The organism is Pseudofrankia sp. EUN1h, assembly GCF_001854645.1.
Classification (GTDB): Bacteria; Actinomycetota; Actinomycetes; order Frankiales; family Frankiaceae; genus Pseudofrankia; species Pseudofrankia saprophytica.
Map to the genome: position 1 here is coordinate 84,565 of NZ_MBLN01000002.1, position 19,394 is coordinate 103,958.

At 71.5% G+C, this 19,394-nt stretch carries 18 protein-coding genes; all 18 read right to left on the reverse strand.

Features of this window, described 5'->3' with window-relative positions:
• Positions 1-7: 7 nt before the first annotated feature.
• Positions 8-3,421, reverse strand: a complete 3,414-nt coding sequence (gene lysX, locus BCD49_RS00955) for a bifunctional lysylphosphatidylglycerol synthetase/lysine--tRNA ligase LysX (RefSeq protein WP_083401179.1) — start codon at positions 3,419-3,421, stop codon at positions 8-10.
• Between the two features lie 118 nt (positions 3,422-3,539).
• Positions 3,540-4,376 (reverse strand): SAM-dependent methyltransferase, encoded by an 837-nt coding sequence (locus tag BCD49_RS00960; RefSeq protein WP_007508902.1) that lies wholly within the window; start codon positions 4,374-4,376, stop codon positions 3,540-3,542.
• Positions 4,377-4,568: 192 nt separating this feature from the next.
• Positions 4,569-4,940 (reverse strand): hypothetical protein, encoded by a 372-nt coding sequence (locus BCD49_RS00965; protein ID WP_007508903.1) that lies wholly within the window; start codon positions 4,938-4,940, stop codon positions 4,569-4,571.
• Between the two features lie 136 nt (positions 4,941-5,076).
• On the reverse strand, positions 5,077-6,171 hold the full coding sequence (gene hypE, locus BCD49_RS00970) for a hydrogenase expression/formation protein HypE (RefSeq protein ID WP_027140195.1): 1,095 nt from the start codon (positions 6,169-6,171) through the stop codon (positions 5,077-5,079).
• Positions 6,172-6,260: 89 nt separating this feature from the next.
• Positions 6,261-7,370: a hydrogenase formation protein HypD gene (hypD, locus tag BCD49_RS00975; RefSeq protein ID WP_007508906.1), complete on the reverse strand. Its 1,110-nt coding sequence runs from the start codon at positions 7,368-7,370 to the stop codon at positions 6,261-6,263.
• The gene (locus BCD49_RS00980; RefSeq protein WP_007508908.1) at positions 7,367-7,660 is read right to left on the reverse strand and encodes a HypC/HybG/HupF family hydrogenase formation chaperone; all 294 of its coding nucleotides are present in this window, start codon (positions 7,658-7,660) and stop codon (positions 7,367-7,369) included. The genes hypD and BCD49_RS00980 overlap by 4 nt, the downstream gene beginning before the upstream one ends.
• A 7-nt stretch (positions 7,661-7,667) precedes the next feature.
• A complete protein-coding gene (locus BCD49_RS00985; RefSeq protein WP_007508910.1) occupies positions 7,668-10,187 on the reverse strand; it encodes a carbamoyltransferase HypF in 2,520 nt (839 codons plus the stop codon).
• The gene (locus BCD49_RS46275) at positions 10,184-10,297 is read right to left on the reverse strand and encodes a DUF6893 family small protein (RefSeq protein WP_425343317.1); all 114 of its coding nucleotides are present in this window, start codon (positions 10,295-10,297) and stop codon (positions 10,184-10,186) included. Before BCD49_RS46275 ends, BCD49_RS00985 begins: the two co-directional genes overlap by 4 nt.
• A 209-nt stretch (positions 10,298-10,506) precedes the next feature.
• On the reverse strand, positions 10,507-10,716 hold the full coding sequence (locus BCD49_RS00990) for a hypothetical protein (RefSeq protein ID WP_007508913.1): 210 nt from the start codon (positions 10,714-10,716) through the stop codon (positions 10,507-10,509).
• Between the two features lie 11 nt (positions 10,717-10,727).
• Positions 10,728-11,432: a DUF5947 family protein gene (locus BCD49_RS00995; protein WP_198535931.1), complete on the reverse strand. Its 705-nt coding sequence runs from the start codon at positions 11,430-11,432 to the stop codon at positions 10,728-10,730.
• Positions 11,429-11,986, reverse strand: a complete 558-nt coding sequence (locus BCD49_RS01000) for a NifU family protein (RefSeq protein WP_071041013.1) — start codon at positions 11,984-11,986, stop codon at positions 11,429-11,431. Before BCD49_RS01000 ends, BCD49_RS00995 begins: the two co-directional genes overlap by 4 nt.
• Positions 11,979-13,775 (reverse strand): nickel-dependent hydrogenase large subunit, encoded by a 1,797-nt coding sequence (locus BCD49_RS01005; protein WP_007516725.1) that lies wholly within the window; start codon positions 13,773-13,775, stop codon positions 11,979-11,981. Before BCD49_RS01005 ends, BCD49_RS01000 begins: the two co-directional genes overlap by 8 nt.
• Before the next feature lie 69 nt (positions 13,776-13,844).
• Complete coding sequence (locus tag BCD49_RS01010; RefSeq protein ID WP_007516727.1) at positions 13,845-14,942, reverse strand: hydrogenase expression protein HypE; 1,098 nt, start codon at positions 14,940-14,942, stop codon at positions 13,845-13,847.
• On the reverse strand, positions 14,939-15,610 hold the full coding sequence (locus BCD49_RS01015) for a hydrogenase maturation protease (protein ID WP_071041014.1): 672 nt from the start codon (positions 15,608-15,610) through the stop codon (positions 14,939-14,941). The genes BCD49_RS01010 and BCD49_RS01015 overlap by 4 nt, the downstream gene beginning before the upstream one ends.
• A gap of 20 nt (positions 15,611-15,630) precedes the next feature.
• Positions 15,631-17,301: a hypothetical protein gene (locus BCD49_RS01020; protein WP_071041015.1), complete on the reverse strand. Its 1,671-nt coding sequence runs from the start codon at positions 17,299-17,301 to the stop codon at positions 15,631-15,633.
• A gap of 21 nt (positions 17,302-17,322) precedes the next feature.
• Positions 17,323-18,183: a hydrogenase nickel incorporation protein HypB gene (gene hypB, locus BCD49_RS01025; RefSeq protein WP_007516732.1), complete on the reverse strand. Its 861-nt coding sequence runs from the start codon at positions 18,181-18,183 to the stop codon at positions 17,323-17,325.
• 102 nt (positions 18,184-18,285) lie between these two features.
• Positions 18,286-18,642, reverse strand: a complete 357-nt coding sequence (locus BCD49_RS01030) for a hydrogenase maturation nickel metallochaperone HypA/HybF (protein WP_007516734.1) — start codon at positions 18,640-18,642, stop codon at positions 18,286-18,288.
• A gap of 251 nt (positions 18,643-18,893) precedes the next feature.
• Positions 18,894-19,394, reverse strand: a complete 501-nt coding sequence (gene soxR, locus BCD49_RS01035; RefSeq protein WP_007516736.1) for a redox-sensitive transcriptional activator SoxR — start codon at positions 19,392-19,394, stop codon at positions 18,894-18,896.

Genomic DNA, 19,394 nt, shown 5'->3' on the forward strand with positions numbered 1-19,394 from the left:
AGGCCGACTACGCGGGCCGGACGAACGGGAACGCCAGCGTCTGGCGGATGGAGGCCCCGGTCAGCATCATGACCAGCCGGTCGACCCCGATTCCCAGGCCACCAGTCGGCGGCATCGCGTACTCGAGGGCGGAGAGGAACGCCTCGTCGAGCTGCATCGCCTCCGGGTCCGCGGCGGCGAGCAGCGACTGTTCGGTGAGCCGGGCCCGCTGGTCGACCGGGTCGACGAGCTCGGAGTAGGCCGTGCCGATCTCGGCGCCGAAGGCGACCAGGTCCCAGCGTTCGGCCAGCCGGGGATCTCGGCGGTGGGCCCGGGTCAGCGGGGAGGTCTCGGTCGGGAAGTCGAGGTAGAAGGTCGGGTCGGTGGTCGCGGGCTCGACGAGCTCGTCGTAGAGCGCCGCGACGAGCGCGCCGGCGGTCGCGTCGAAGGGCGGGGTGATGCCCTGCTTGCGGCACAGCGCGGCGAGCTCGTCCCGGGGCGTGTCGACGGTGACAGGATGACCGGCGGCGGCGGAGACGGCGTCGTGCACGGTGACCGATCGCCACGGCCCCGACAGGTCGACGTCGACGGTCCGGCCGTCCGGCCCGGGTCGGCGCGCGATCGGCACGCCGTAGACGGCGGTGGCGACGGCGATGACCAGGTCGCGGGTGAGGTCGCGCATCGCCAGGTAGTCGCTGTAGGCCTCGTACGCCTCGACCGAGGTGAACTCGGGATTGTGCGTGGCGTCGGCGCCCTCGTTGCGGAAGTTCCTGTTCAACTCGAAGACCCGCCGCATCCCGCCGACGCACAGCCGCTTCAGGTACAGCTCCGGCGCGATCCGCAGGTAGAGCGTGGAGTCATAGGCGTTGATGTGGGTGACGAACGGCCGGGCGTTCGCGCCGCCGTGGATCGCCTGCAGCATCGGCGTCTCGACCTCGGTGAACCGCCTGTCGGCGAAGAAGCGGCGGATCTCGCCGACGGCCCGGGAGCGGTCGGTGAGCATCCGCCGGGCGGCGGGGTTGACGATCAGGTCGACGTGGCGCTGCCGGGCCCTGGCGTCGGGGTCGGTGAACCCGGCCCGGGCGTCTGGCAGCGGCCGCAGGCATTTCGCCGCCATCCGCCACTCGTCCACCAGCACCGACAGCTCGCCGCGGCGTGACGTCACCACCTCGCCGGTCACGCTCAGGTGGTCGCCGAGATCGACGGCCGCGCGGAACAGCCGATGCGCGGCCGGATCGAGCCGGGCGCGGTCGACCATCGCCTGGATCGACGCGTCACCGTCCCGCAGGACGGCGAAGATCAGGCCGCCGTGGTTGCGCAGCGCGCGGACCCGTCCCGTCACCGACACCCGGCAGCCGGTCCGCGTGCCGGGCGTCAGGGCGCCGAACCGGTCGACGAGATCGGCGAGATCGCTGTCGCGCGGGACGGCCACCGGGTAGGGGTCCATGCCCGCGGCCCGCAGCAGGTCGAGCTTGGCGCACCGCACCCGCTGCTGCTCGCCCAGCTGGCGCCGGGGCGTGACGAGCTGGACCGCCGAGCGCCGCTGCGCCGCGACCGCCTCGGTGAAGGGCATCTCCCGCCCGTCGTACTCGACGACCGCGTTCGGTTCACGTTCCCGGGGACCGGCCAGCGCCGGCAGGAATCCCTCGGCCATCCCGGCGACGAGCGCGACCCTCGTCAGGGTGAGCGCGGAGTCGTAGCACAGGTAGCGGGGCGTCCACCGCGGCAGATAGCGGGCGTTCGAGYGGTACAGGCCCTCGATCTGCCAGAACCGGGAGGCGAACGTGAGCAGCCGGGCGCCCAGCCGTGCGCCGGGCCGGGCGCCGACCCRTTCGGCCGCGCTGAAGACCTCCCGGAACGCCGCGAAGTTCAGCGAGATCGCCCGCACGCCGAGCTCGTCGCGCGCCGCCTGGACGAGGGCGGCGACCATCGCCTCGACCAGCCCGTTCTCCGCCCCCCGGTCGCGGCGCATCAGGTCGAGCGACAGGCCGTGCGAGCCCCACGGAACCAGCGAGAGCACACCGCGCAGCCGGCCGGCCTCGTCGCGGGCGAGCACGGCGACGCACGCCTCGTCCGCCGGGTCGCCGAGCCGCCCGAGCGCCATCGAGAACCCGCGCTCGGTGTCGTCGCCGCGCCAGTCCTCGGCCCGGCGCTCGATCTCGGCGAGCTCGCCCGCGGACAGGGTCCCGTGCCGGGCGACGGTGAAGGTGTAGCCGGCTCGGCGGACCCGGCGGACCGCCCGCCGGACCGGCTCCATCGTCGCGCCCTCCAGGCTGAACTCGGCGACTTCGATGATCGCCTCGTCCCCGACCGGCAGCGCCTTGAGCCCGGCCGTGACGTAGGCTCGGGCGCCTTCCTCGCTGGCCGCCAGCACCGCGGGGAACCAGCCGAACCGGCGGGTCTCGGCGAGCCACGCCTCGATCGCGCCCGCCCACGCCGAGCGCGGTCCGATCGGGTCGGCGCTGGCCAGGCTGACGGCGGCGAGCAGCCGGTAGGTGACGGCGCCGTCGCCGCGGGGCGAGAAGATCACGGACTTGTCGTGGCGGGTGGCGAAATAGCCGAGCGAGTCCCGCTGCCCGGCGCGCAGCAGCAGCCCGCGCACCGCCAGCTCGTCGGCCGCCGTGAGATAGCCCTTGGCCCGGGCGGACCGCAGGAAGACCACGGCCGCGGTGATGAGGGAGACGGCGGAGATCAGGCCGGCCAACGCGGCGACCCAGTGGTGGCCCTGCTGCCCTCGCCAGCCCACCTCCGACGAGTTCGGCTCGACGCCGAGCGCCGCCCGCGCTCCCCACACGATCCTGCGGGTCGAGCCGGTCAGGTGGCCAGGGAACAGCAGCGTGAGCGTCACCGCCAACGCCACCGACGCCGTCAGCCCGGTCACCAGCACTCCGAGCGCCCGCCACCGCGCGCCGGGCTCCAGCCGGGAGGAGAACGCCGGCCGGCTCAACCACAGCAGTGCTACGGCCGCCGCCGTCAACGTCGCGTTGACCACCAGGTAGACCGTGCCCAGCGCCGTCAGGTCCCGGACGCCGCGCGCGCCGGTCAGGCTGGCGACCAGCACCACGATCAGATAGCCGGCCGCGACGGCCTGGAACGCCAGCAACAGCCAGAGCGCGGCCCGCATCCGCCGGCGGGCCGCGCCCGCGACGATGAACAGCAGGGCTGTCGAGAACAGGCTCGGGCTCACCGGAAGGTTGACCAGCCCGAACAGGTCGTCGACGCGGCGCGCCCAGTGGGCCCGCCGCAGGGCCAGGCTGACCAGCGACCAGCACGCCGCCGCGAGCAGGACCCGGGCCACCACCGACGCCACAGCGTCCCGCCAGCCGTCGAGCAGCGCGCCCCGGGAGGGCGCACCCCGGGAGGGCGCCGCACCCGCCGGGCCGTCCGTCGGCGTGGGGGCGAATTGTGTCACCGTGGCGACACGCAGGGTAGCCTTCGTCACGGGACGAGTCTCCTACGCGCGCCGCCCGGTGCCACGTCGCAACCTGCCCGAAAGGCTGGCCGGGAGGATATGTCCGGCGGGCCGCCGCCCTTTCAGAGCGCTTTCGGCGCGCTGGCGGTCATGGCTTCCGGGCTACGCCGCCGTACCCCACGACGCCCGCCGGGGCCGGATCCCGCGAGTCCGTGCCGTCGGGCCGCCAGAGATGCATGGGGACCAGGCCCGGTTCGACGAGCTCAAGACCGTCGAAGAACCGTTCTATCTCCGCGCGCGGACGCGGCCAGGATGAGATCCCGCGCTTCTCGTAGACGTCCGCGCCTCGCTGCACACTCTCCGGGTCGAAGTCGAGGGAGCCATGAGTGAGCGCCAGGAAGCTTCCGGAGGGCAGGGCGTCCAGGTAGCGACGGACGAGACCGTGCGGGTCGCTGGTGTCGGCGATGAAGTGCAGAACCCCGAAGATGGTCAGGGCGACGGGCTGGGAAAGGTCGATCGTCGCGCGAAAGTCGATGGAACCCAGGACCTTCGCCGGATCGCGCAGATCGGCGTCGATGTAGCCCGTCCTGCCCTCAGGGCTGCTGGTCAGCAACGCGCGGGCGTGGACCAGGACGATGGGGTCGTTGTCCACATAGACGACGCGCGCGTCCGGTGCGACGCCCTGGGCGACCTCGTGCAGGTTCGGCGAGGTGGGAATACCGGTTCCGATATCGAGGAACTGGCGGATGCCGGCCTCGACCGCCAGAAACCGGGTGGCTCGATGCAGGAAGGCCCGGTTGGCCAACGCGGAGGGGCGTGTGAGCGGTGAAACCGCCAACGTCCTCTCGGCCGCCTCCCGGTCGGCGGGGAAGTTGTCCTTGCCGCCGAGCAGGTAGTCATAGATCCGGGCCGTGTGTGGCACGTCCACGCGAAGGTCCGCGGCGCGCGCCTCGTCGACCTGTTTCTCCGACCGCGCGTCGCTCACGAGCCTGTTGCCCCTTGTCTCACCAAAACCTGGTGTCCAACCAACCTGCTGCCCCGCCGAAATCTGGTGCCCTGCCGAAATCTTGCGCCACAAAATGAGCAGATCGTGCCCCGATGGGCTGATCGTCCCTGGTCTGGCGAGACTATCGCGGTTCGCCGGACCAGGTTCGCGGCGGGTTGCCGCGCGCAACGGTCACGGGTGCGTCGCGACCGCGGGAAGCGGCAGTGCGTCGCCTCGGTCCAGGAAGCGGACCCGCCCGGTCAGGTCACGGGTGCGTACCTCGTTCTCGAAGTCCGCCAGCGGGGAACGGAACACGCCGTAGTCGTCGTAGTGGATAGGTACCGTCGTGTGCGGCTCGATCAGCTCCATCAGGTCGGCGCGTTGGCCGCGCTGCAGGTAGTTGGGATCGGTAAGCACCGTGAACCCGGCCTGATGGATGATCGTCGTGGCCGTCCCCACGAAGTAGATCAGGTTGTCGGTCGCGCCAGTCCCGGCCAGCCTGATCCGCTTGTAGCTCATGCGTTGGTCGTCGGAGAAGTCCGTCACGTCTTGGGGCGTGCCCATGGGGCCGAGACCATACGCATACACAGCGTTACAGGTGGCGGGTTTCGGTCGTGCCCACCAGACGCGGGCGACCGGACGCCGGGGCGGGGTCGGCCGCGTCCGGACGCCGGGATCCCGCGGCCCGGCGCCCGGGCCGTCAGCAGATGCGGGGGAGCTGCTCGCCGACCGGGAGATCGACGACGCGCGTCGCCCCGAACGCCGTCTTGGCGACCACCATCGCCGGGTGCTCCTCGACGACCGTTCCGATCATCGCCGCGCCGCGGCCATGTGGATGGCGACGCATGGCCGCCAGCACCCGGTCCGCGTCGTCGCCCGCGACGAACGCGACGAGTTTGCCCTCGTTCGCCACATACAGCGGGTCGAGGCCGAGGATGCCGCAGGCATCCGCGACCGCGGCCGGAACCGGGACGGACCGCTCCACGATGTCGATGCCCACGCCGGCCGCGCGGGCGATCTCGTTCAGCGAGGCCGCCAGACCGCCCCGGGTGGGATCACGCAGAGCATGCACGCCGGCGGGCCGACCCGGTGAGCCCGGGGCGCCCGATGAGCCCTGGTCGAGCATGGCCGCGACCAGGCCGTGCAAGGGCGCGGTGTCGCTCTCCAGGGTCGTGCCGAACTTCAGGCCCTCCCGACAGCTCAGCACGGCGATGCCGTGCACGCCGAGATCGCCGCTGACCAGGACCGCGTCACCGGGGCGGACCCGGGCGGGGCGGATGTCGACTCCGTCAGGGATCACCCCGATCCCCGCGGTGTTCACGAAGACGCCGTGGCCGTGGCCGGCGTCGACGACCTTGGTGTCGCCCGTGGCCAGCCGCACCCCGGCCCGGCGGGCGGCCTCACCCATGGCTGTCGCGATCCGCGCCAGATCGGCCAGCGGCGTCCCCTCCTCGAGGATGAACGCCGTCGACAGGCACAACGGCCTGGCCCCGGACATGGCCAGGTCGTTGACCGTGCCGTTCACGGCCAACTCGCCGATCGACCCGCCGGGGAAGAACAGCGGGCTCACCACGTAGGAGTCCGTGGAGAAGGCGAGCCGAGCCGACCCGACGGCGAGCACGGCGCAGTCGTCCAGCTCGGTCGCCCCCGCCTCCCCGAAGGCGGGCAGGAACAGATGCTCGACCAGCTCGGCGGACATCGCGCCGCCCCCGCCGTGTCCCATCACGATGGTGGGTGAGTCCCGCAACGGCGCCGGGCAGCTCCAGGCCGCTGGATCCACCGTCTCGGTGGTCATCGTGGCCCCGGTGGTCATCGCCGTCTCGGTGGTCACCGCGGTGTTGCCGGCCACCGCGGGCCTGGCGTTCGTCGCGGTCTCGGCGGCGGTCACCGGGCACCCGCCCGGGCCGGTTCCAGCCGCCGGTACAGGTAGTAGGCCGCGCAGGCGCCCTCGGAGGAGACCATCGTCGCTCCCAACGGGTGGCGCGGGGTGCACTCGGCGCCGAACGCGGCGCATTCGTGCGGCTTGATGAGGCCCTGCAGCACCTCGCCCGACCTGCACGCGGTGGACTCGTCGGCGCGCAGGTCGCCGACGTCGAAGCGGAGCTCGGCGTCGAACTCCTGGTACGCGGGGGAGAGCCGCCAGCCGGAACGCGGGATGGTGCCGATCCCGCGCCAGGCCCGGTCGGTCACCTCGAACACGGCGCGCAGCATCGCGCGCGCGGCGGGATTGCCCTCGGTCAGCACGGCGCGGGGGTAGGCGTTGTCGACGGCGTGCCGCCCCGCCTCCAGTTGGATCACCGCTCGGCGGACGCCCTCGAGGATGTCGAGCGGCTCGAAGCCGGTGACCACGATCGGTACCCGGTACCGCTCGGCCAGCGGCGGGTACTCGTCGGTGCCCATCACGCTGCACACATGTCCGGCGGCGAGGAAGGCCTGGACCCGGCACGCGGGCGACTCCATGATCGCCGCGATCGCCGGCGGTACCAGGACGTGGGAGACCAGCAGCGAGAAGTTGCGTAGGCCCAGCTGTTGGGCCTGATAGACGGCCATGGCGTTGGCCGGCGCCGTGGTCTCGAAACCGATGCCGAAGAACACGACCTGCCGGTTGGGGTTGTCGACCGCCAGCGTGACGGCGTCCAGCGGCGAGTAGACCACCCGGATGTCGCCACCCGCGCTCTTCACCTGGAACAGGTCCGACCGGCTGCCGGGGACGCGCAGCATGTCGCCGAAGGAGCAGAAGATGACCTCGGGTCGGGAGGCGATCTCCAGGGCCTTGTCGATGATTTCCAGTGGCGTGACGCAGACCGGGCAGCCGGGACCGTGGATCAGCTCGATGCTCTTGGGAAGCAACTGGTCGATGCCATGGCGAATGATGGAATGCGTCTGCCCGCCACAGACCTCCATGAGCGCCCACGGCCGGGTGGTCACCGCATGGATCTCCGTCAGCAGGCGCTCGGCCAGCTCGGGGTCCCGGAACTCCTCCAGATACCTCACGGCGCTACCGCCTCCTCATCCGCGAGCTCCTCATTCGCGAGCTCCTTGTTCGCGAACTCCTCGTCGAGCAGGCCGAACCGCCGGAACTCGGCGAGCGTCTCCAGCGCACGCCGCTCGTCCAGCCGCTGGATGGCGAAGCCGACATGCACGATCACGTAGTCGTCGACGGCGACCTCGGGGAGATACACCAGGCAGACGTCCTTGCGGACCCCGCCGAAGTCGACCTCGGCCATCGGCGTCCCGTGCCGCTCAAACGTCCGGACAACCCTGCCCGGCACCGCCAGACACACCCCGCCCTCACCCCATCCTGTCCACCGCGGCCGGTCCTGCCGGCCGCTTGTCGGAATCCAGCCGGTCGCCGGCGGCCGCCACGACGAGCTGGCCGAGCGACAGGCCACCGTCATCGGGCGGCACCCGCCGGCCGCTCACCACGTCGAAGCCCGCAGCCAGCAGCGCTCGCCGGGCACCGGCGAGCAACAGCGCGTTCAGGAACACGCCGCCGGCCAGCACCACCGTCTCCAGCCCCAGCTCGCGCCGCGCCCGCTCGGCCAGCGACAGGACCAGCGCGACGAGCGCCTCGTGGAACCCCGCGCCGGCCGTGGCGGCGTCGACGCCCCGGCGCCGGTCGGCCACCAGCGCCCGCACCACCGGCGCCGAATCGACGACCAGCGGGCCGCCGCCGCTGGTCGGCTCCCGCAGCTCGAAGCGGTAACGGCACCCGTCCGGCTGGCCGCCGCGGGACAGTGCCTCCAGCCCGATCGCGGCCTGCGCGTCGAAGTCCACGGTCTGGCGCACGCCGAGCAGCGCGCTGACCGCGTCGAACAGCCTGCCCACACTCGACGTGGGAACGGTGCCGAACCCGCCGCGCAGCTGCCGGGCGAGCACCTCGCGCTCCTCGGCCGACGCCGCCGCCACCGGTGGAAGGTCGAGGTCCCAGACGATCCCGGCGGCGGTCAGATGCGCCAGCGCCATCCGGTAGGGACGCCGGACGCTCGCGTCGCCGCCGGCCAGGGGGACGTACCCAAGATGGGCGAACCGTTGGAACCCCCGGTAGTCGGCGACCAGCACCTCACCGCCCCAGATCGCGCCGTCGGTGCCGTATCCCGTTCCGTCGAAGGCGAAGCCGATGACCGGGCTGGCGCCGTCGAGGCCCCGTTCGGCCATCGCCGCCGCGATGTGCGCGTGGTGATGCTGCACGAACCGGACGGGCCGGCCGCGGGATCTCTCCGTCGCCCAGGCGCGTGAGCGGTATCGGGGATGCGCGTCGGCGGCCAGCCGCTCCGGCCGCACCCCGGTCAGGTGCTCCAGGTGCGTCACCGCCCTACCGAACGCGGTCAGGGTCGCGAGGTCGTCCATGTCGCCGATGTGGCCGGACAGCCACGCCGAACGGCCGGAGCCGAGGCAGCAGGCGTTCTTCATGTCGCCCCCGACCGCCAGCGTCGGCGGGACGGCGAAGGGCAGCCGGACCGGCAACGGCGCGTACCCCCGGGACCGGCGGACCATCACCTCGATCCCGTCGACGACCCGCACCACCGAGTCGTCGCACGGGATGTGGATGGGACGGTCGTGGCACAGCCAGCCATCCACCAGGTGCGCCAGCCGCCGCGTGGCGTCGTCGTCATCGGCGGCGATCGGCTCCCCGGCGAGGTTGCCCGAGGTCATCACCAGCACGGCGATGTCGGGAAGGCCGGCACCGGCATTGACACCGGTGCCGGCGCCGGGGCGGCCACCGGTGCCGGCGCCAGCTCCGATAGGGGCGGGGTGGCCGAACAGGAGGTGGTGCACGGGGGCGTAGGGCAGCATGAGCCCCAGGTCAGGGTTGCCCGGCGCGACCTCGTCCGCCGGCCGGGGGTGCGCGTCGGCTCGGCGCCGGGCCAACACGATCGGCCTGGCTGGGCTGGTCAGCAGGCGGGTCTCGGCGTCGTCGAGCTCGACCAGCGCCCGCGCGGTCGCGAGGTCGGCGACCATCACGGCGAAGGGCTTGCCGCCGCGCCGCTTGCGGCGGCGCAGCGTCGCGACCGCCGCCTCGTCGGTGGCGAGGCACGCCAGGTGGTATCCGCCGACGCCCTTCACCGCGAGCACGCCCCCGGCGAGGAGCAGCCGCCGGGCCTCGGCGAGCGCGTCCTCGTCCCCGCGCACGCGGCGCCCATCCTGGTCGCGGAACTCCAGCCGGGGCCCGCAGGCCGGGCAGGCGATCGGCTGGGCGTGGAAACGCCGGTCCGCCGGGTCGGCGTACTCGCGGGCGCAGTCGGCGCACATGGGGAATCCGGCCATCGTCGTCACCGGCCGGTCGTAGGGCAGATCGGTGATGATGGTGAATCTCGGGCCGCAGTGGGTGCAGGTGATGAACGGGTGCCGGTAGCGCCGGTCCGCGGGGTCAGCCAGCTCGCGCAGGCACGCGTCGCAGGTCGCCGTGTCGGCGGGCGCCTGGGCACGGCCGGCGGCGGCCGGCTCGGATGACTCGGACGGGGCGATGGTGAAGCCCAGCTCACCGCGCGGCGCGAGCGTGGCGACCGTCAGCTGTTCGATCTCCGCAAGTGGTGGCGGATCCTCCCGCAGCCGGCGCCCGAACTCCTCGACGGCCGCGGGCGAGCCCTCGACCTCCACCTCGACGCCGGCGACGTCGTTGCGCACCGAACCGGCCAAGCCGAGGCCGGTCGCCGTGGCATGGACGAACGGGCGAAAGCCGACGCCCTGCACGACGCCGCGCACGATGAACCGCCGGCGCACCAGCGCGTCGGCCGGCGCGGCAGGTCCGGGCACCGCGGTGGCCGGTGGCCGGTCCAGTGCGGCCGGGTCGGCGGGTGACGACGTCACATCTGCCGCACCTTCAGGTACCGGCGCAACGCCGGCAACTCGTCCCAGGCGATCCTGCCGGTGACGCCCGCAGCCGCCGCGAGCGCGACCATCATCAGGGATTTCCGCACGGCGTTCTCCTCCCTACTGGTTCCCCTACTGCTTCGATCCGCTCCGATGCCTGTCCCGTTACCTGGTGCCATTCCCCGGCACGCCCGCCCATCAAGATCGCCAGATCTGTATCCGGATCCGAACTCCGAGCCCCCGCCTGTTCGGATCCGGATACAGTCCCGCTGATCAAGATCGCGACGTGTCGGCCGGCCCGGCCGGCGCTGGCTGGTCAGGGGGGCGGGATGTTCGGCATCTCCGGCAGCACCGGGTTGTGGCGCTCCGGCACGATGCCGGTCGAGCGGCGCGCGTCGGCCTTCCCATCGGGATGGTGTCCAGCCTCGCGCTCGTAGGCGCCCTTGGCGTTGCCCTGGGGGACACCCGGCGTGTGCGCCGAGGCATCGATGGCCACGTCAGGCCTGCCGACTCGGATCTTGGCCATGACCACTCCTTTCAGGTGCCCGTCCTGGCGGATGCGTTCGCCGCGTCCGCGTGGATGGATGTGCCGTGCGGGGCCAGCGCGGTGAAGAACTCGCTAATTGCGGGCCATACTGTGCTGCCTCCGGAAAATCCCGTCCATTCTTTTCGTACGACGGCGACAAGCCGGTAGCAGAGGTCGATCGGGACTATCCAGTGCTCGTTCGCACCCTTGGCGGTATTGACCAGCACCGCCTCTACCAGCGGCCTCAGAGTGCCCAGCGCGTCGCACTGCTCCCGTGCCTGGTCCCAGACGGCCTTATCGATTTCTCCTTGAGTGACACCGATCGGGCTCGGATAGTGCGCGATTACCCGTCCGTCGGCCTGAACGACGAAGAAGGCCAACCCGACCGGTATCCCCAGCGCGCCGGAGACGAAGCCGGGCAGGGCCAGCCGCCGGCGGGGGACGAGGACGTAATGGCCGCGGCCCGCCGCGTCGCGTTCGAACAGCAGTGCGCACGCCTGGCACACGCACAGCAGACCGGCCTCCCGCTCGTCGAGCAGGTGCCGGTGGGGCTCCGGCACCGGGGCCGCGCACAGCCCGCAACGCTCCGCCGCCGCGGCCGCCGCGGCCGCCGCGCCGCGCGCGCCAGCCCGCCCGGCCCGGCGAGCCGTGCGGTGCAGGGCGCCACCGGCCGTTCCCGGGTCGAGTGCCACCCCTGGGCCGGCGTCGGCGATCACCGGGGCGACCCGAGCGTGGCCGGCCCGCGCAGCAGCGAGTCGACGGGGACGAGCGTCTGCTTCGCGGCGACGTCGACGCGTACCTCGGACAGTTCCGGCGCCACCGCCTGGATCGCCTCGCGGACGGCGTCGGTGACCGCGGCCGTGGTCGCCGCCGCGCCGCAACCGCTCTCGCCGCGGACCGCCACCGTCACCACGCCGTCGTCGATCCCGAGCAGCTCGACCTCGGCGCCGACCGTGGCGAGCTCCGGGCGCAGCGCCTCCAGCGCGCGCCTGGCCCGCCGCTCGGCCGGGTCGGGATGGACGCCGTGCAGGACCAGCAGATGGGCGAGCAGCTCGTCGCCCGTCAGCGCGTCGCGCACGTCGGGAGCCCGTGCGGCGTAGGCGGTCGCCCGGGCCAGCGCCTCGCCGTACACCTCGAGCAGCGTGGCCACCGCGTCCAGCGCGACCTCGGTCGTCGGCCCCGRCGTCCGCTCGACCTGCTCCAGCAGCCCGTCGAGCAGGGTGAKCCGCTCGCGCACGGCCTCGTCGTCGAGCCGTGGGGGGTCAGCCATTCTGGGCGCCCAGCATCGGCGAGTGCCGGTGGGTGATGGTGCGGCCGTTGCCGACGTACATGTGCACGCCGCAGGGCAGGCACGGGTCGAAGCTGCGGACCGCCCGCATGATGTCGACGCCCTTGAAGTCGTCCGGGCCGTTCTCCTCGAAGATCGGCATGTCCTGGACGGCGTCCTCGTACGGCCCCGGCGTGCCGAAGCTGTCGCGCGGGCTGCCGTTCCACGGGGTCGGCGGATACGGGTGGTAGTTGGCGATCTTCCCGTCCTGGATCACCATGTGGTGGGACAGGACGCCGCGGACGGCCTCGTGGAAGCCGCAGCCGATGGCCTCGTCGGGCACCTCGAAGTCGGTGAACGTGCGGGTGTCACCGCCGCGGAGACGCTCCATCGCCCGCTCCAGGAAGTAGAGCGACATCGCCGCCGAGTACGCGACGAAGTAGACCCGCGCCCGGTTCCGCTCGATCGCGTTCGACCACGGCGGGATCTTCCATTCCAGCGTGGTCGCCGGCAGCCGCTCGCTCTTCGGAAGCGAGATCCGGACGCTTCGCCCGGTGGAGGTGACGTACGGCGTGTCCACCAGGCCCGCGAGCGCGGTGGTGTAGAGCCGGGCGTACGGGCCGCCGCCGGTGTCGAGCGCGAGATGGTCGCCGGACCGCTTGTCGAACCAACGCGGGCTCATCACCCAGCTGTACTTCCCGTCGAAGTCCCGCTTCTGCGGCTCGGGCAGCGTGGTCTGGTTCCAGGGGTGGCGCATGTCCACCGGATTGCCGAGCGGGTCCCGGGTGACGAAAGGCTCCTCGTTTACCCAGTCGCCGTAGAAGGAGCTGCCGAGCAGGATCCGGATGCCCAGGTTGATGTCGACGAGGTTCGTGGTGATCAGCTCGCCGTCGACCACGATGCCGGGGGTGACGTACATCGCCTTGCCCCACTCGTTCATGGTCTCGTACCGGTAGTCGCAGACCGCCGGGTCCTGCCAGGCGCCCCAGCAGCCGAGCAGGATCCGGCGCCGGCCGACCTCCTCGTAGCCGGGCAGCGCCTCGTAGAAGAAGTCGAAGACGTCGTCGTTCATCGCCACGGACTTCTTGACGAAGTCCAGGATGGACACCAGCCGGCTCATGTAGTCGGTGAACAGCGCCGGCTCGGGCATGGTCCCCACRCCGCCCGGATAGATCGTCGACGGGTGGACGTGCCTGCCCTCCATCAGGCAGAACATCTCGCGGGTGACCCGGGAGACCTGGAGCGCCTCCTTGTAGAGCTCGCCCTCGAACGGGTTGAACGAGCGCATGATGTCGGCGATCGTGCGGTAGCCGTGGATCGCCGCGCCCGGTGCCTGCGTGTTCTCGGCACGGGCCAGCACGCTGGGGTTCGTCTGGGCGACCATCGCCGCGGAGTAGTCCACGAACACCAGGTTGTCCTGGAAGATCGTGTGATCGAACATGTACTCGGCCGCTTCGCCCAGGTTGACGATCCACTCCGCCATCGGCGGCGGCTTCAGGCCATAGGCCATGTTCTGCGCGTACACCGAACAGGTGGTGTGGTTGTCACCGCAGATGCCGCAGATACGGCTGGTGATGAAGCCGGCGTCCCGAGGGTCCTTGCCCTTCATGAACATGGAGTAGCCGCGGAAAAGCGACGACGTGCTGTGGCACTCGGCCACCCGCCGGTTCGCGAAGTCAATCTTGGTGTAGATGCCGAGGTTCCCGATGATGCGCGTGATGGGGTCCCAGGACATCTCCACGAGCTGGGAGGAGGGTTCAACCGCCGTGCGCTGCGTCGTTCTCGCCGCCATGTCGGGCCTTTCCAGCTGGAAGGTGATGTGCCTACCCGAGACAGTTCCGTCCCTGACTGTCCGCCCGCCTCATCGAATCTGGGATACCCGCCCGTTGGGACGCCAGCGGGGATCGTATCCGCTCGTCAGCTCGGGGCCGTTGTGGCGCCAGCGCGGCTCCTTGTTGACGGTTGTGTTCGTTATTCCTCGCATGCGCCGGATGAAGGCGCCGTACGGCTTGACGAACTTCGTGGACAGGCTGGCGCCGGGCGGCATGTCCATGAACGGCATGAACTTGTCCGGGAATCCCGGCATGGTGCAGCCGATACAGATGCCACCGACGTTCGGGCAGCCGCCGATCCCGCCCATCCAGCCGCGCTTCGGCACGTTGCAGTTGACCACCGGGCCCCAGCAGCCGACCATCACCTGGCATTTCGGCGAGTTGTAGTCCCCGGCGAAGTCGCCCTGCTCGTAGTAGCCGGCCCGGTCGCAGCCCTCGTGCACCGTCTTTCCGAACAGCCACTGCGGGCGCAGCAGCTCGTCCAGCGGTGGGGGCGGCGCCGTGCCGGCCGCGTGGTACAGCAACCAGGTCAGGGTCTCCATGAAGTTGTCCGGCTGGACCGGGCATCCCGGGATGTTCACGATCGGCAGTCCGCCGCTGGACCGGAAGTCCCAGCCGAGGTAGTCGGCCAGGCCCATGCAGCCGGTGGGGTTGCCCGCCATCGCGTGGATGCCGCCGTAAGTGGCGCAGGTGCCGATCGCGACCACCGCCCACGCCTTCGGCGCGAGGTTGTCGATCCACCAGTTCACCGTCAGCGGATCCCCGGTGATCAGATCGTTTCCGAAGGAGGTCCAGTACCCGTCACCGTTGATGTTCTCGTTCGGGACGGAGCCCTCGATCACGAGGACGAACGGGGCGAGGTCGCCGTGCGCGGCCGCCCGGAAGGGGGCGAGGTACTCCTCGCCGCCGAGCGTCGGGGACAGCACCTTGTTGTGGAGGTTCACCGTGGGCAGGCCCGGGATGAGACCCATCACCACGTCCTCGATCGCCGGCTGCGAAGCCGCCGTGACCGAGACGGTGTCGCCGTCGCAGCTCATCCCCTCCGAGATCCAGAGAATGGTCATCTCGTCGAACCCACGCGGCGCCGATGTCGCCGCGGCTCCGCTGGAAGTCGGCGTGGTGGTCATCGCACGTTCCTCCGTTCCCTGGCGTGGGGTTCATGGGCGCGGGCCAGCGCGGCCGCCTCGTCCCGGGCCAGCCGGATGACCAGGCGCGCGGCGGCATCCACCGAAGCCGCGACCGGCTCCGACAGGTCCATGCCCTCGTCGAGCGCGGCCGGCTGGCAGCCGACGACGAGGACGCGGTCGATCTGTCCCCCGAGGGAGCGCAGCAGCGCGAGAACCGCCTCGGGGTGCAGCCCATGGGCGTCGAAGCCCGGTGTGGTCCCGTCGGCACCGGTCCCGCCGGTCCTGGCGGTCTCGCCGGTCTCGGCGGTGGTCAGGTCGGCCTTGGCCGTGCCGGCCGTGCCGGCCGTGCCGGTGTCGCGGGTGGCGCCCGCGGTGTCGACCTCCAGGACCTCGACGGTGCCGGGCGGCTTGCCGAGCGGCGCCGCGTCCACCAGCACGACCGTGCCGTACGAACCGCCGAGAAGGTCATACGCGAGGTGCACACCGCGGATGCYGTAGTCGGCGACGTCCACGCCATCGGGAACCAGCTCGGGCGTTATCTGGCGGACGACMCGGACGCCGAAACCGTCGTCGCGGAGAAAGACGTTGCCTATTCCCGCGACGAGAACCCGGCGCGCGGCGGGCCGGTCGGGGGCGCTGCCCTGGCCCGGCTCCAGGCCGGTGCCCATGGGACGCGTGGGCAGTGTGGTCATCGCTCGGGCCCCACGGCCGGTGCCGTCCCGCCGTCGGCGGGGGAGACGACCTCGACCTCGTCGGGGGCGAAGTAGTAGTGACGCCCGTACCACCGGTGCAGGTCCGCGCCCGGATCGTCGACGAGGATCACGGCGAGGTGCCGCGCGTCGTCGACGTCCAGGAAGACCCCCTCGACGATGGCCTCGCGCCCGTCGAGAAACATGTCCTGCGCGTCGCTGCCCCGCCCGCGCGGCCGCAGCCGGACGCGGGCGCCCCTGGCCACCCGGATGCCGTCGACCAGGACGGCCTCGCGGTCGGGTGACACCGCGGCGTCCGCCTCCGGATCCCACCAGCGCGGCGGAGACGCCTCTCGCGCGGGCGTGGTCGCCGGTTGCCGGCTCGGCGTCACGGCGCCGGCGTCCGTGACCCCGTTGGGGACCTTGTCGGTGACCCCGATGGTGACGTTGTTGGTGACATCGTTGGTGACGCCGACGGCCATGACGTCAGTGCCGGCGACGGAACCCGTGGCCGCCGATACCGGGCGCAGCGACCGGACGGCACCGTGGAGGCGGGCGAAGACGTCGTCGGGGATGAGCTCGACCCGGTCGATGATCTTCGCGGCCCGTGGGTCGGTCGCCCGGGCCTCCTGCTTCTCCTCGTCGGTGAGCGTCATCGTCCGCAGCGAGAGGATCTCGTCGATCTCGGTCGCGTCGAACAGGTCACCCGGGCTCTCCGGCGCCACTGCCGGACGGTCGTACAGGATGATCGGCGCCGACAGGACGACGTCGTCGGCGTCGGCCGCGCCCGCCAGCACCGGGAACGTGTGCAGGTTCTCGCACGCCCGGGTGGCCCGCGCCGCCCAGGCGGGGGGATCAAGCGCGGACAGGAACTTCCCGCCCCGCACGCCGAGCAGGGAATGCGTGGCGAGCATCGCGMGGCTCAGCGCCTCCTGGCGGGAGGCCCGCGTGGCCAGGTCCGTCGCGGTGTTCTCGGTTTCGACGCGCAGCAGCCACGCCGGGAACGGCGTCTCGGCGGCCTGCGCGGACAAGGACACCACCGCGGACACCGGCTGCTGGGTGCGCACGATTCTGATGTCGCCCTCGACCGGCTCGACCGACTCGGCGGCCGGGAAGAACACCTGGCGCTGGCACGGTCCGGCGATCACCTCGGACAGCTCGACCGCGATGTCGATCTCCCGCTCGACGGCCTCGTCGAAGGTGAGGTACCGCTCGCCACCACTGGACGCCGCGTCGACCTCGACGAACGGGGCCTCGGCGGACTGGGCACGCTCGTCCCGTTGCTGTACCGAGCGTTGCTGTACCGAGCGGCGCTGCAACTGCAGGAAACGCAGGCGGATGTGGATGACCGCGCTCGGGGGCGCCTCGACCAGGCATTCGGTCCGCTGCCGCCACGCGTCCGACGACCCCGCCACGGTGGCGGTGGGGAGACAGTTCGCCTCGACCCATGGCCTGGGCGCGAGGACACCGAACTGCCAGCGCACCCGGTTCTTTCCCGACGAACGCCGGTAGGGATAGAGCAGGTAGCCCTCATACAGCACCGCGTCGGCGACCGCTCGCGCCGCCGCGAACCCCGGCGGCGGTGGTCCCAGCTCGACCGGCTCGATCGGCTCGGAATGCTCGGAATGCTCGGCTCCCCTCGGCACGCGGCGGCCCTGAGCGATGCGCATATCCACTCCGTTCAGATCCGGTCAGAGCGCGGAGGACTCGACCGGCGCGGACCCCGAAAGGGCGTCCGCCGGGTCGGCCGACGGGTGATGGTGGTGATGCGTCGAGCAGGCCGAGGCCTCGGCCTCGCGGTGGCCGCGCTGGTGGCGAAGCCAGCCGTACCAGGCGGACAGGCCCTCGCCCGTCCGAGCGGAGACCGTCATGACCTCGGCGCGCGGACTGGCGAGGCGAATCCGCCGCTCGCAGGCCGCCACGTCGAAGTCGACATGCGGCAGGAGGTCGCACTTGTTGATGAGAACGAGGTCGGCGGACGCGAACATCCGGGGGTACTTGGCYGGCTTGTCCTCGCCCTCGGTCACGGCCGTCACGACGACGCGGGCGCCCTCGCCGAGGTCGAAGAGCGCGGGGCAGACCAGGTTGCCGACGTTCTCGACGAATATGAGCTGCCCGGGCGTCAGCGGAAGCGCGCGCAGCCCGCGGTCGAACATCTCCGCGTCGAGATGACAGCCGTCGCCCGTGTTTACCTGGACCACCGGGGCGCCGCTGGCCCTGATTCGGTCCGCGTCGAGCACGCCTTCCTGGTCACCCTCGACGACCGCGATCGGCCACTCGACGTTCAGCTCACGGATGGTGCGTTCGAGCAGGGTGGTCTTCCCTGCGCCCGGTGAGCTCATGATATTTACGGCGAGGATGCCCTGATGAGCCAGCCAATGTCGGTTGGAAGCGGCAAGGGTGTCATTCTTCGCGAGTATGCGCTCCTCAAGGGTCACCAGCCGGATGTCGTCCCGATCGCGGCGTACCGGTTCGTTGTCGCGGCGTACCGGATCGACGGGCCCAATGATCCTGGGCTGGGCGTCGCCGTCACACCCGCAGGTCACGCACATCCGTTCCCACACCTCCACCGTGGCGCCAGCTGTGCTCTCGGGACTCTGTCGCCGGGCATGGTCGCCGAGCATGCGAAAAGCCGCGGGGCACGCGAAAGAGGATCATTCTTGCGTGCTCTTTGGCCCGGCCGCCACCTCGACCGACGCGACGGTCAGCTCGTCGCCACCGAGCACCTCCACGTCGGCGCTGCCGCAGCCGCACAGGGGAAACGGGGTGTCGATGACGAAGTCGTCCTGCCCGCAGCTTCGGCAGCGTGCCCGTCCGGGCGGGGTGTCGATATGCAGGCGGGCGCCCTCGACGACGGTGCCAGCGGCGACCAGATCGAAACAGAAGCGGACGGCGTGCGGTGCCACGCCCGATACCTGGCCAATCGTGAGATTGACCGTCAGAACGCGTTGGTTCGGTATCCGGTCGGAAATCATCTCGACAATGCCCTGTGTCACGGCAAGCTCATGCATATGCGGTTCGCCTGCCCACGGGAGACCTCCCGACGACTTCCACCGRCACTATCTTCCTGGCGGCTACCGATAATCCTCCGCGACCGCCACCTCGCCCATACAATTTAGCGGCGGCCACGGGATGTGTCGCGTCGAGACGGTGCGGCGATTCCTGTACCCGCGGGACCGCGGAGGAAGCCCGCCCGGCCTCTCGCGGGAATTTCCTGAACGCCCGGAAAACCTGCGTTGCATCCGGTCGCGAAGGCGGCTGGTCAGGCGCCGGCTGGTCGGGCGCTGTCGGGTGGGGAGCCATGGGGTGGGGAGCCGCGCAGGGCCCGAGGGAGGTAGTTCGCGCCTGGCCCGCGCTGCGCGGTGATGTCGCCGGGGTTGGACACGGCGCAGCGGTCGAGCGACAGGCAGCCGCAGCCGATGCAGGATTCGAGCCCGTCACGCAGTTTGAGCAGGGCGGCGATCTGCTCGTCCAGGCGGGTGCGCCACGACTCGGACACCGACGTCCAGTCCTCGCGGGTCGGGGTGCGGCTTTCCGGCAGTGTCGCCAGGGTCGCCCGGATCTCGTCCAGCGACAGCCCCACGTTCTGCGCGGCGCGGATGAAGGCCAGTCTGCGCAGGACGTGGCGCGGGTAGCGGCGCTGGTTCCCGGCCGTGCGGGTCGTCTCGAGCAGCCCCTGGGACTCGTAGTAACGCAGCGCCGAGGCGGGGAGGCCGCTGCGCGCGGACGTCTCCCCGACGGTCAGCAGATCAGTTGCCCGCAC